9 protein-coding genes are annotated in these 12127 nt (G+C 72.8%); 6 read left to right on the forward strand and 3 right to left on the reverse strand.

From position 1 onward, the window contains the following. The first annotated feature begins 75 nt into the window (after window positions 1-75). A complete protein-coding gene (glnII, locus tag ABGB01_RS10685; protein WP_347772808.1) occupies window positions 76-1095 on the forward strand; it encodes a glutamine synthetase in 1020 nt (339 codons plus the stop codon). Between the two features lie 52 nt (window positions 1096-1147). Here the strand turns inward: glnII and ABGB01_RS10690 are convergent, their stop codons facing one another. The 3 genes from ABGB01_RS10690 to ABGB01_RS10700 form a co-directional block, all read right to left on the reverse strand. Then, window positions 1148-2686, reverse strand: a complete 1539-nt coding sequence (locus ABGB01_RS10690) for an aldehyde dehydrogenase family protein (protein WP_347772810.1) — start codon at window positions 2684-2686, stop codon at window positions 1148-1150. Between the two features lie 70 nt (window positions 2687-2756). After that, complete coding sequence (locus ABGB01_RS10695; RefSeq protein ID WP_347772812.1) at window positions 2757-3635, reverse strand: aminoglycoside phosphotransferase family protein; 879 nt, start codon at window positions 3633-3635, stop codon at window positions 2757-2759. Between the two features lie 203 nt (window positions 3636-3838). Then, window positions 3839-4384, reverse strand: a complete 546-nt coding sequence (locus ABGB01_RS10700) for a cupin domain-containing protein (protein ID WP_347772814.1) — start codon at window positions 4382-4384, stop codon at window positions 3839-3841. A 91-nt stretch (window positions 4385-4475) separates the two neighbouring features. Here ABGB01_RS10700 and ABGB01_RS10705 point away from each other — a divergent pair, with 91 nt between their 5' ends. The 5 genes from ABGB01_RS10705 to ABGB01_RS10725 all read left to right on the forward strand — a co-directional run bounded on the left by ABGB01_RS10705 (window position 4476) and on the right by ABGB01_RS10725 (window position 12058). Beyond that, window positions 4476-6035 (forward strand): SWIM zinc finger family protein, encoded by a 1560-nt coding sequence (locus tag ABGB01_RS10705; protein WP_347772816.1) that lies wholly within the window; start codon window positions 4476-4478, stop codon window positions 6033-6035. Continuing rightward, window positions 6032-7402 carry a DUF5691 domain-containing protein gene (locus tag ABGB01_RS10710; RefSeq protein ID WP_347772818.1) on the forward strand — a complete coding sequence of 457 codons (1371 nt, stop codon included), beginning with the start codon at window positions 6032-6034 and terminating at the stop codon, window positions 7400-7402. Before ABGB01_RS10705 ends, ABGB01_RS10710 begins: the two co-directional genes overlap by 4 nt. Then, window positions 7399-8463, forward strand: coding sequence for an AAA family ATPase (locus ABGB01_RS10715; protein WP_347772820.1), 1065 nt, complete (start codon window positions 7399-7401; stop codon window positions 8461-8463). The genes ABGB01_RS10710 and ABGB01_RS10715 overlap by 4 nt, the downstream gene beginning before the upstream one ends. Continuing rightward, entirely contained in the window at window positions 8460-10799 is a 2340-nt protein-coding gene (locus tag ABGB01_RS10720; protein WP_347772822.1) for a DUF5682 family protein, read from the forward strand. The genes ABGB01_RS10715 and ABGB01_RS10720 overlap by 4 nt, the downstream gene beginning before the upstream one ends. 98 nt (window positions 10800-10897) lie before the next feature. Further along, entirely contained in the window at window positions 10898-12058 is a 1161-nt protein-coding gene (locus ABGB01_RS10725; RefSeq protein WP_347772824.1) for a VWA domain-containing protein, read from the forward strand. The last annotated feature ends 69 nt before the right edge of the window (window positions 12059-12127 follow it).

A 12127-nucleotide genomic window follows, 5' to 3' on the forward strand; every position in this document is an offset into this window, starting at 1 on the left:
TTCACATACGGGCAAAAATCGGGAAACGGTCGTCCGTAAGACTCGGCGTGGCTGAAAGAACCCGAAAGGACCGCCGTGAGCTACAAGGCTGAGTACATCTGGATCGACGGCACCGAGCCCACGGCTCTGCTGCGCTCGAAGACGAAGATCGTGGCCGACGGGGTCGAGCCTCCGGTCTGGGGCTTCGACGGCTCCAGCACGAACCAGGCCGTGGGCCACGCGTCCGACCGCGTGCTCCGCCCGGTGTTCACCTGCCCCGACCCGATGCGCGGCGGCGACAACGTCCTCGTGTTGTGCGAGGTCGAGGAGACCGACGGCGAGCCCCACCTGAGCAACACCCGCGCCCTGCTCCGCCCGGTCGCCGAGCAGTACGCCGAGCAGGACTCCTGGTTCGGCATCGAGCAGGAGTACACGTTCTTCAAGGGCAGCCGGCCGCTCGGCTTCCCCGAGGGCGGCTTCCCCGCGCCGCAGGGGCACTACTACTGCGGTGTCGGCGCCGAGGCCGTGTTCGGCCGCGAGATCGTCGAGCTCCACCTCGACCGCTGCCTCGCCGCCGGCCTGAAGATCTCCGGCATCAACGCCGAGGTCATGCCGGGCCAGTGGGAGTTCCAGGTCGGCCCGGCCGGTCCTCTCGAGGTCGCCGACCACCTGTGGGTCGCCCGTTACCTGCTCTACCGGACGGCCGAGGAGTTCGGGGTGGAGGCCACGCTCGACGCCAAGCCCGCCCGCGGCGACTGGAACGGCGCCGGCGCGCACACCAACTTCTCCACCCGCGCCATGCGTGAGGGCTACGACGCCATCATCACCGCCTGCGAGTCGCTCGGCGAGGGTGACAAGCCGATGGAGCACGTCTCCCAGTACGGCGCCGACATCGAGTTGCGCCTGACCGGCCACCACGAGACCGCTCCATGGAACAAGTACACCTACGGCGTCTCCGACCGCGGCGCCTCCGTCCGCATCCCGTGGCAGGTCGAGGTGGACAAGAAGGGCTACATCGAGGACCGCCGCCCGAACGCCAACGTCGACCCGTACGTGGTCGCCCGCCTGCTGGTGGGCACCTGCTGCGCCGCGCTGGAGAAGGCCGGCCAGGTCTGACGACGGCACCGCGTCTTCCGGGGGCTCCTCGCCGAGGAGCCCCCGCCGGCTTTCACGGCAGGCGGAAGTCCAGGTCCGGCTCGATCTCCGCGACGTCCATCTGCGCCTTCTGCAGCCGGCCCGAATGATCCCAGTTCATGGACTGCCAGCGGGTGAACTGGTCGAGCACCCACATGCCCGACTGGCGGCTGCCGTTGCCTGACTTGCCGTTGCCGCCGAACGGCAGGTGCGCCTCGGCGCCGGACGTCGAGTTGTTGACGCTGACCATGCCGGCCGAGATGCCCTCGCGGAAACGGAAGGCGTGCTTGGCGTTCGTGGTGTAGATGGAGCTCGACAGGCCGTAACCGGGCAGGTTGGCCAGCTCGATGGCCTCGTCGAGGGTGGCGAACGAGGTCACGCCCACGATCGGGCCGAACGTCTCCTCCAGGAACAGCCGGTCGCCCGGCTGGACGCCGTCGACGATGACCGGGTGGTAGTAGAGGCCCTCGCCGCCGTCGAAGTCGCCGCGCGGGTTGTCCTCCGTGATCCGCCCGACATTTCCTGACGCGACCTTGTGGTGCGGCTGGAGCCAGGTCAGGAACTCCTCGTACCGGTCGGCGAACTTCTGGTCGAGCAGCGGGCCCGCCAGCACGTCGCCCGCCGGGTCGCCGATGTCGGCCGCGTGCAGCGCCCGCGCGAACCGCTCGACGAACTCGTCGTGCACGCTCTCGTGCACGATGACCGTGCCGAGGCTGGTGCAGCGCTGCCCCGCCGTGCCGAAGCCGGAGAACAGCGCCCCCTCCACGGCCAGGTCCAGGTCCGCGTCCGGCATGATCACCATCGGGTTCTTGCCGCCCAGCTCCAGGCAGGCCGACTGCAGGTGACGCCCCGCCAGCTCGCCGACCTTCCTGCCCACCTCGCTGGAGCCGGTGAAGCCGACCTTCTGCACGGTGCCCTCGCCGAGGGCCAGCTCCAGGCCGTCGAAGGTGTCGGCACCGCCGGCGAACACGATGTTCAGCACCCCGTCGGGCAGCCCGGAGGCCGTGAACAGCCGGAACATGGCCTCCGCGGAGGCGGCGGCGTACTCGGCGGGCTTCCAGACGACGGCGTTGCCGCAGAGCAGGGCCGGCACCAGATACCACGAGGGCACGGCGACCGGGAAGTTGCCCGCGGTGACGACCGCCGCCACGCCGATCGGGTTGCGGAACGTGAACAGGTTCTTGTCCGGCATCTCCGACGGGACCGTCTGGCCGTACAGCCTGCGCCCTTCACCGAGGAAGAAGTCGCAGGTGTCGACGATCTCCCGGACCTCGCCCAGCGCCTCGGCGTACGGCTTGCCGATCTCCTCCGTCACCAGCCGGGCCAGCCGCTCGGCGTTGGCCTCCACCAGCCGCCCGATGGAGGCGATCACCCGGCCGCGTACGGGAGCGGGCACCCTGGCCCACTCGCGCTGGGCCTCCTTGGCGGTACGGCAGGCGGCGGCGAACGTGCCCGCGTCGGCCAGCCCGACCCGGGCCACGACCTCGCCCGTGCGGGCGGGGTTCAGCGATGTGTACGTGCCGGCGACGGCGGCTTCCTTGCCACCCACCACGGAAACGATCTGACGGCTCACCGGTGCCCTCCTCATAGTTCCTCCGGACAGACAATCATCTCGCCGGAAAAAACCCAAGAAAACCGCGTCGTCAGCCGGTCAGCACGGCGTCGATCACATGCCGCGCGTTGGCGGCGATCGAGGGATTGGTGTGACGGTAGTAGGGGAGCTGGATCAGGGCCATGGACAGCGCCCGGCCGCGCCCGCGGGCCCAGGCCGCGTCGTCGGCGCCGAGCGCGTCGCGGAAAGTCCGCCGGGCGGCGGGCGGCAGCAGGTTCCAGGCCGGGATCAGGTCGCACGCGGGATCGCCCACGCCCGCGGTCGCGAAGTCGATCACGGCGGCGAGGCGGCCGTCCTCGACCAGCAGGTTGGCCGGCATCAGGTCGGAGTGCACCCACACGGGAGGGCCCGCCCACTCGGGGGCCCGCAGCGCCTGCTCCCACGCCGCCGTCGCCGCGGCGGTGTCGATCAGCCCTTCCAGCTCGCCGATCGCGGTGCGCGTCCCGGCGTCCACCGTCGACAGCGGCCCCGCCCGGTAGGCGACCGGCCCGCCCGGCACATCGATGCGCCGGAACGCGGCGACGAACCCCGCCAGATCCTTGGCCAGCGACTCGGCGTCGGAGAGGTGGGCGGGGTCGGGGTTGGCGCCGTCGAGCCAGCGGTAGACGTACCACGGCCAGGGGAAACCCTCGGCGGGCTCGCCCAGGCCGAGCACCGTGGGGACGGCGGCGGGCAGCAGCGGGGCGAGCCGCGGCAGCCAGTGGTGCTCCTTCGCCACGTCGCCGACGCCCCACGGGACGCGCGGCAGGCGTACGGCCAGGTCGTCACCGAGCCGGAAGATCGCGTTGACCGTGCCGCCCGAGGGGAACGGCTCGACCGGCAGGCCCGCCCACTGCGGGAACCGGCCGGCCACCAACCGGCGGACGAGCCCGGCGTCGATGTCGAGCTCTTCGTCATGCATCCTGCCCATGGGCACCCTTCTTTTTCTGACCGGGCCCATGTCAGCGTTCTCCGGCGCCGCTCGTCAACCGGTTTCCCGCCCGCGCGGGTGCCGCAGGACGAGCTCCGCGACCCGGCGCGGCAGCCCGTACTCGCGAGGACGGCCTCCGGGGTGGGGCGGCGGCCGGCGGTGAAGCCGAAGTCTCGCGAGAACGACGCCCGGTTCGGGCGCGGTCAGGCGGTGAAGTCGGCGAAGTCGAAGCCTGGCGAGACGATGCAGCTCACCAGCACCGGTTCGTCGCCCGCCGGCCTGGCCGACTGCCACACCCCGCCGGGCACGACGGCCTGCGGCACCTGGCCGCGTTCGACGTCAGGCCCGAGCGTGATCGTGTCGTCCCCGACGGTCAGGGTCAGCGGACCGCCACGATGCCACAGCCAGATCTCCTCCGACCTCACCGCGTGCGGGACCGACTGCTCGCCCGGCTGGAGCAGGAAGTAGATGCCGGTGGCGCTGGCCCGCGGCCCCGGGTAGCCGTCCGGCCTGAACGTCGCCGCCGACCGCCACGTCTCCCTGAACCAGCCGCCTTCGGGGTGGGGGAGCAGGTCGAGGGCCTCGGCGATGGGCGGCCGCTCGACGAACGCCACCGGGGCGCCGGTCACGTCCCTGCGCAGGAAGCGGTTGCCGTCGAGGACGAGCTGCCCGTCGAGCCTGCTGGCCAGCGCCGTGGCCTCGTCAGCCACCTGGACGGACGGGCCGCTGGGGTAGATCCGTAGCTCCACCCGGCCAAGTTTATGGGCACGCCGGAGGCATCGCGGTGCCCGATCCGTCCGGCCGGCAGGCGCTTTCGGCGATCTCCTGGACTCGGGCGAAATGTCGGTCGGGCTGGCTAGTCTGCGGCAGGTGATCGAACGGTGGAGCCGTGACCAGGTGCTCGCTCTCGCCCCCGACGCCTCCTCCCAGAAGGCGGCCCACGGGCTGGCGACGCCCGGGAAATGGTCGTTGCACGGCACGACGGGCACGATGCTGTACGGCGAGTGCAAGGGCAGCGGGGCCAAGCCCTACCTGGCCTGTGTCGATCTCACCGAGCCCGCCTACCGATGCAGCTGCCCGAGCCGCAAGTTCCCGTGCAAGCACACGCTCGGGTTGCTGCTCCTGTGGTCCGCCGACGGTGTTCCCGCCCAGGAGGTGGCGCCGCAGTGGGTGACCGAGTGGGTGAAGGCACGCACCGAGCGGGCGGCCAGCCCGGCGGCCAGGATCGAGGCCGCCCGCCGGCCGGCTGACGGAGCCGGACGACCCCCTGAGGGGGATGGACGGCACGCAGGGGACGGGGTGTCCGGGGGATCCCATGGTGGACAACCCGCTGGGGAGGAGACGTCCGGGCGGGGGCGTGGCGCGGGTGGGGAGTCCGTACGCCACGGGCGGGTCGCGTCAGGGCTGGCGGAGCTGGAGCGGTGGCTGGCCGACCAGGTGCGGCAGGGGCTGGCGGGAGCCGCGGAGCACGACTGGGAGGGTCTGGCCAAGCGGCTCGTCGACGCCCAGGCGCCCGGAGCGGCGGGCATGGTCTCCAGGCTGGCCCGGGTCCGTTCCGAGGAGGGCTGGCCGGGGCGGCTGCTGGAGGAATACGCGCTGCTCGACCTGCTGGCCGTCGCCTACCGGCGGCGGGCCGAGCTGCCCCCGGCGCTGGGGCGGACCGTGCTGATCCGCACCGGGTTCCCCGTCACCAGGGAGGAGGTGCTGGCGAGACCCGCCGTTCGGGATCACTGGGACGTTCTCGGCAGACGTGACGAGGTGCAGGATCGGCTGACGGCACGCAAGGTCTGGTTGCGCGGCAGGCGCACGGGGCGGCCCGCGCTGGTCCTCTCGTTCGCTCCGCAGGGTCAGTCGCTCGACGCGTCCCTGGTCACGGGCACCACGATCGATGCCGACCTCACCTACTACCCGGGTGCCGCCCCGCTTCGGGCCCTCGTCGCCGCCCGCCACGGCACCGTCCCACCGCCCGGACCCCCGGGCCGCTCTGAGGCCAGGCCAGGACCGCCGGCTCTGCCCGGGTCGTCCGGTCCGCCCAGGGCATCCGGTCCCTCTGGTTCCTCCAGCCCGCCGGGTGTGTCCGGTCCTTCCGGCGCTTCTGGGTTTTCCGGTTGGCGTGGTCTGTCTGGTCCGCCGGGGGTGTCGCCGGAAGAGGCGCTGGACGAGGTGGCCAGGGCGCTGGCGGGGGATCCCTGGACGGAGTCGTGGCCGCTCGTCCTCACCGGCGTGGTGCCCGAGCGGACCCGGCTGGGCGGCCTGCCGCTGCACCTCAAGGCCCATGATCCCTGGCGGCTCATCGCCGTTTCCGGCGGGCGCCCGGTCACGGTGGCCGTCGAGTGGACACCCCAGGGACTGCGGCCCCTGACCACGTGGGACGGCGACGGAAGGGCGGTGATCCTGTGACGGGCTGGGAGGAGCTGACGTCGACGGCGCTCGTGGGCACCGACCGCAGACCGTACGCCGGAGATCTGCTTGCGAGCGCCGCCGTGGAGGTGGCGCGGCGGCGGGCGGGCCGGCCGCTCGAAGAGGTCGTGGAGCAGGAGCGGGCGCCCGCCGAGGAGCGGCCGGCCGTCGGCAGGTGTGCGGCCGAGCGGCTGATGAGGATTCTGGGCGGCGAGCGGGAGCGGCTGCTGGCGGAGTGGCTGGCCGCGGCCGCCGCGACCGGCCGCAGGGTGCCCCCGTACGCGCTGCCCGAGTTGCTCGAACGCGGCCGCCGTGACCGTTCGATCAGGGTGCATCTGGGTGTTCTCGCCGGGCAGCGCGGCCGCTGGCTGGCCGGGCTCAATCCCGCCTGGGCCTACCTCCTGGAGGAGCCCACCGGCGAGACCTGGGAGCTGGGCTCCGCCGCCGATCGGCGGGCTCACCTGCGCCGCGTCAGGTCGGCCGATCCCGCGCGGGGCCGGCGGCTGCTCGAGAGCACGTGGGAGAGCGAGACGCCGGACGACCGGGCCGAGTTCGCGGAGGTGCTGGCCGACGGGCTGAGCATGGACGACGAGCCGTTCCTCGAGCAGGCGCTCGACGACCGCCGCAGGGAGGTGCGCCAGGCCGCCGCCAACCTGCTCACCCGGCTCCCCGGGTCGCGCCTGGCGCAGCGCATGGCCGAGCGGGCGCGGGCGTGCGTGACGATCGCCGGCGACGTCATCACCGTCGAAGCCCCCGGATCCTGCGACAAGGCGATGGAGCGTGACGGCGTCCGGGCCAAGCCGCCCAGGGGCATCGGAGAGCGGGCCTGGTGGTTGCAGCAGATCATCGCCCGGGCCCCGCTGGCGACCTGGGGTCACCCGCCCGCCAGGCTGCTCCAGATGACGATCCCCGACTGGGACGCCGAGGTGAAGACAGCCTGGGTGCGCGCCGCCGTGCTGCAGAAGGAGCCGGAGTGGGCGCGGGCGATGTTCGGCTGGGACCCGATCGCGGACCTTCTCGAATGCCTTCCGCCGAACGAGCAGCAGGAGCTCGCCGCTGATTTCGTGAAAAAGCATGACCTGGACAGCCAGTTGATCATGGTGCTGGGCGGTGTCTCGTCCCACTGGCGCGACGAACTGGCCACGGCCGTGCTCCGCAAGATCGTGAAGGTGGCCACCACGCAACCGTGGAACCTCGGCGAGCTGGTCAAGCTGGCGGGCGAGCACATCGACCCGGCCCTGTTCCCGCTGGCCGAGAGCTACTCGCCCGTGGAGCCCATCCAGCAGGTCGCCGCCCTGCTGCGTTTCCGTGCCGACATGTACAAGGAGCTTTCCGTGAGTGAGACAACGATGAGGGAGGGCTCATGACCGTTCTGCGCCCGCACGCGGAAGACCAGTACGCCGAGGAGCTGGCCCTGCTCGCCAAGGACGACGACCGGCCGAGGCCGCCCGGCTGGAGGTTGTCCCCGTGGGCCGTCACCACCTACATCCTGGGCGACGGCGAGCGCGTCACCCCGAAATACGTGGGCGCGCGGCGCATCGTCGAAGTGGCCGTCGCCACGCTGGCGACCGACCGCGCGCTGCTGCTGCTCGGGGTGCCCGGCACCGCGAAGACGTGGCTGTCAGAGCACCTCGCCGCGGCCGTCAGTGGCGACTCGACGCTGCTCGTGCAGGGCACCGCGGGCACCGCGGAAGAGGCCATCAGGTACGGCTGGAACTACGCGAGGCTGCTGGCCGAGGGCCCGTCGATCGAGGCGCTGACCCCGTCGCCGGTGATGCGCGCGATGGCCGAGGGCCGCGTGGCCCGCGTCGAGGAGCTCACCCGCATGCCGTCCGACGTACAGGACGCCCTCATCACCGTGCTGTCGGAGAAGACGCTGCCGATCCCCGAGCTCAACCGCGAGGTCCAGGCCGAACGCGGCTTCAACGTCATCGCCACCGCCAACGACCGTGACCGGGGCGTCAACGAGTTGTCCAGCGCGCTGCGCCGCCGCTTCAACACGGTGGTGCTGCCCGTGCCCGCCACCGCCGAGGAGGAGGTCGACATCGTCGCCCGCCGCGTCACCCAGCTCGGCGCCTCACTGGAGCTGCCGGAGACGACGACGGGACTGGCGGAGATCCGCCGGGTGGTGACGGTGTTCAGGGAGCTGCGCACGGGCGTCACCGAAGACGGCCGCACCAAGGTCAAGTCGCCCAGCGGCACCCTGTCCACGGCCGAGGCGATCTCCGTCCTCACCAGCGGCATCGCGCTGGCCGCGCACTTCGGCGACGGCGTGCTGCGCCCGTCCGACGTGGCGGCCGGGATCGTGGGCGCGGTGGTCCAGGAGCCGGTGTCGGACCGGGTGGTGTGGCGCGAATACCTGGAGACCGTCGTACGCGAGCGGTCGGACTGGCGCGACTTCTACCGCGCCTGCCGCGAGGTCTCATGAACCCCCGCCCACCCTCCGGGCCCGCCGACGCGCCGGGCACCGGGCGGGCGGACGTTTTCGTGCTGGGCGTACGCCACCACGGGCCGGGGTCGGCGCGGGCCGTGCGCGACGAGCTGGAGCGGCTGCGGCCCGACGCGATCCTCATCGAGGGCCCGCCGGAGGCCGACCCGATCGTCTCGCTCGCCCCCGGCATGGAGCCGCCCGTCGCTCTGCTCGCCCACGTGCCGGGACAACCGTCACGTGCGGCGTTCTGGCCGTTCGCGGTGTTCTCCCCGGAATGGCAGGCCATCGTGTACGGCACGTCCGCCGGCGTCCCGGTGCGCTTCTGCGATCTGCCCGCCGCGCACTCGCTGGCGGGCGACGGCGACGAGAAGGTGGCCGGCCTGCGGGCCGACCCCATCGGGACGCTGGCCGCGGCCGCCGGATACGACGATCCGGAACGCTGGTGGGAGGACGTCGTCGAGCACCGCGGCGACACGCCCTTCGCCGTGATCGCCGAGGCCATGGCCGCGGTGCGCGAGGGCCACCAGCCGGACGAGCGGGAGGCCCGGCGCGAGGCGTACATGCGCAAGACCCTCCGCGCGGCGATCAAGCAGGGCTACGGACGCATCGCGGTGATCTGCGGCGCCTGGCACGTGCCCGCGCTGGCCGAGCCCCTGCCCCCGGCCGGCGCGGACAACGCGCTGCTGCGCGGCCTGCCGAAGGTGAAGGCGGAGCTGACGTGGGTGCCGTGGACGTACGGGCGGCTGGCCTCGTGGAGCGGCTACGGCGCGGGCATCTCGTCGCCCGGCTGGTACCACCACCTGTTCGACGCGCCTGACCGGCCGGTGGAGCGATGGCTGGCCGGGGCCGCGGGGGTGCTGCGCGACGAGGGCCTGCCGGTGTCGTCCGCGCACGTCATCGAGTCCGTACGCCTCGCGCACGGTCTCGCGGCCCTGCGCGGCAGGCCGCTGGCCGGGCTCGGCGAGGTCACCGAGGCGGCCAGGGCCGTGCTGTGCGAGGGCGACGACCTGGCCGTGGAGCTGATCCAGCGGCGCATGGTCGTCGGCGACCGGCTCGGCCACGTCAGCGACGGCACGCCGATGGTGCCGATCCAGCGCGACCTGCGCGAGCAGCAGCGGCGGCTCAGGCTCAAACCGGAGGCGCTCGACCGGGAGATCGACCTCGACCTGCGCAAGCCGCTCGACCTCGACCGCAGCCACCTGCTGCACCGCCTGCGCCTGCTCGGCGTCGACTGGGGGACGCCGGGGCAGGCGCGGGGGAAGGGCACGTTCAGGGAGACCTGGGCGCTGCGGTGGCGGCCGGAGCACGACCTGGCGCTCATCGAGCACGCCGCCCTCGGCACCACCGTCGAGGCCGCCGCCACCCAGCGGGCCGCGGGCCTGGCGGCGGCGGAGCCGGTGGCGCTGGCGGATCTGACGTCGCTGGTCGAGCAGTGCCTGCTGGCCGAACTACCGGAGGCCCTGCCCGAGGTGCTGGCGGCGCTGTCGGCCAAGGCGGCCCTGGACACCGAGGTCACGCATCTCATGGCGGCGCTGCCCGCGATGGTCCGGGCCCACCGGTACGGCGACGTGCGCGGCACCCCGGCGGAGGGGCTGGCGGCGATCGTACGGTCGATGCTGGACCGGATCTGCGTCGGGTTGCCGGTGGCGGTCACGGGGCTGGACGACGAAGCGGCGGCGGGGCTGCTCAAGCACGTGGACGGCGTTCACTCGGCCGTCGCCCTCCTCGACGAGCCGCCACTTCCCACCCCCGCCGGGCCGACGTCCGCGCGCGGCGCTCAGGGTGAGGGAAGCGGGACGGGCGCGGGAGGCATGCCGCGTCCAGGAGGCGCGACGTCCGAGGAGGGTGCGGGCGAGGAGCCGGTGTCGCCGAGGGGGCAGTGGCTGGGCACGCTGCGGGGCATCAGCGACAGGCAGGATCTGCACGGGCTGATCGAGGGCCGGCTCACCCGGATCCTGCTCGACTGCGGAGGTCTCGACGACGCCGGCGACCGTATGTCCAGGGCCATGTCGCGGGGCCAGCCGCCGGCGCGGGCGGCGGCGTGGGTCGAGGGGTTCCTGGCCGGGGGAGGGCTGCTGCTGGTGCACGATCCGCGGCTGCTCGGCCTGGTGGACGGCTGGCTCACCGGGCTGTCCTCCGACCAGTTCACCGACGTGCTGCCGCTGCTGCGCCGTACGTTCGGCACGTTCGCCGCGCCGGAGCGGCGGGCGGTCGGCGGGCGGCTGCGCTCGGCCGGTCGTGAGGCGGGAGAGCGGGCGCAGGCCGTCGACGAACGCCGCGCCGCGCCCGCCGTCGCGACCGTGCTCTCCATTCTCGGCACGGCGGGCCCATGAGCGCCCCTGGGCCGGCGGACCGGTGGGCGCACGGAGGGGCCGGTCAACGTGCGGGTGATGAGAGCAGGGCGGGGACGATGGCGTGGGAAGGCGGAGCCATGAGTGCGGCGGACGAGCGGATGCGCCGGTGGCGGCTGGTGCTGGGAGGCGGCGACGCCGACGGGACGGGGTGTGCTCTGGAGGGCGCCGACGCGGGGATGGACGCGGCGCTGGCCGCCGTCTACGAGCCCGTCCGCGAGCAGGGCGGTCGCGAGGGCGGGCTGGGCGCGTCGGCCCCGAGGGTTGCCCGCTGGCTGGGTGACATCCGCACCTATTTCCCCTCGACGGTCGTCCAGGTCATGCAGAAGGACGCGATCGAGAAGCTCAACCTCACCCGGCTGCTCCTCGAACCCGAGATGCTCGAGGCGGTGGAACCCGACGTGCACCTGGTCGGCACCCTGCTCGCGCTCAACAAGGTCATGCCCGACCAGGCCCGCGAGTCGGCCAGGGCGCTGGTGCGCCGGGTGGTGGCGGAGCTCGAACGCCGGCTCGCGCAGAAGACCAGGGCCGCGGTGACGGGTGCCCTCGACCGCTCGGCCAGGACTCACCGCCCCAGGCGGGTGGCCGACATCGACTGGAACCGTACGATCAGGGCCAACCTCAGAAATTACCTGCCGGAGAGGAACACCGTCGTCCCTTCCCGCCTGGTGGGTTATGCCCGCAGGCAGCGGTCGGTCCAGCGCGAGGTGGTGTTGTGCATCGACCAGAGCGGTTCGATGGCGGCCTCGGTCGTCTATTCGAGCGTGTTCGGGGCGGTGCTGGCGTCGATGCGGTCGTTGAAGACGTCGCTGGTGGTGTTCGACACGGCGGTGGTGGATCTCACCGACCAGCTGCACGACCCCGTGGAGCTGCTGTTCGGCACGCAGCTCGGCGGCGGCACCGACATCAACAGGGCCGTCGCCTACTGCCAGGGCCTCATCGCCAGGCCGGCCAACTCGATCGTCATCCTGATCAGCGACCTGTACGAGGGCGGCGTCAGGCAGGAGCTGCTGCGCAGGGTGGCGACGATGACGCAGGCCGGGGTGCAGGTGATCGTGCTGCTCGCGCTGTCGGACGAGGGCGCGCCATTCTACGACCACGAGAACGCCGCCGCGCTGGCCGCGATGGGCGTGCCCGCGTTCGCGTGCACGCCTGACGCGTTCCCCGAATTGATGGCGGCGGCGATCGAGCGGCGCGACATCGCCCGGTGGGCGGAGCGCCACGCCGCGGTCAAGGGCTAGGGACCTCTGCCCTGGGGCGCCACCGGCTCGATCTCCCGCTCGACGGGATGGAGGGGCGCGTGCCCGTGA

This window comes from Nonomuraea sp. B5E05, from assembly GCF_039880665.1.
Taxonomy (GTDB): Bacteria; Actinomycetota; Actinomycetes; order Streptosporangiales; family Streptosporangiaceae; genus Nonomuraea.

Coding starts and splice junctions, on each gene's coding strand:
- ABGB01_RS10695 (WP_347772812.1), bottom strand. CDS start 3,635: ATGGGCAGGATGCATGACGAAGAGCTCGACATCGACGCCGGGCTCGTC.
- ABGB01_RS10705 (WP_347772816.1), top strand. CDS start 4,476: ATGTCGGTCGGGCTGGCTAGTCTGCGGCAGGTGATCGAACGGTGGAGC.
- ABGB01_RS10715 (WP_347772820.1), top strand. CDS start 7,399: ATGACCGTTCTGCGCCCGCACGCGGAAGACCAGTACGCCGAGGAGCTG.
- ABGB01_RS10720 (WP_347772822.1), top strand. CDS start 8,460: ATGAACCCCCGCCCACCCTCCGGGCCCGCCGACGCGCCGGGCACCGGG.
- ABGB01_RS10725 (WP_347772824.1), top strand. CDS start 10,898: ATGAGTGCGGCGGACGAGCGGATGCGCCGGTGGCGGCTGGTGCTGGGA.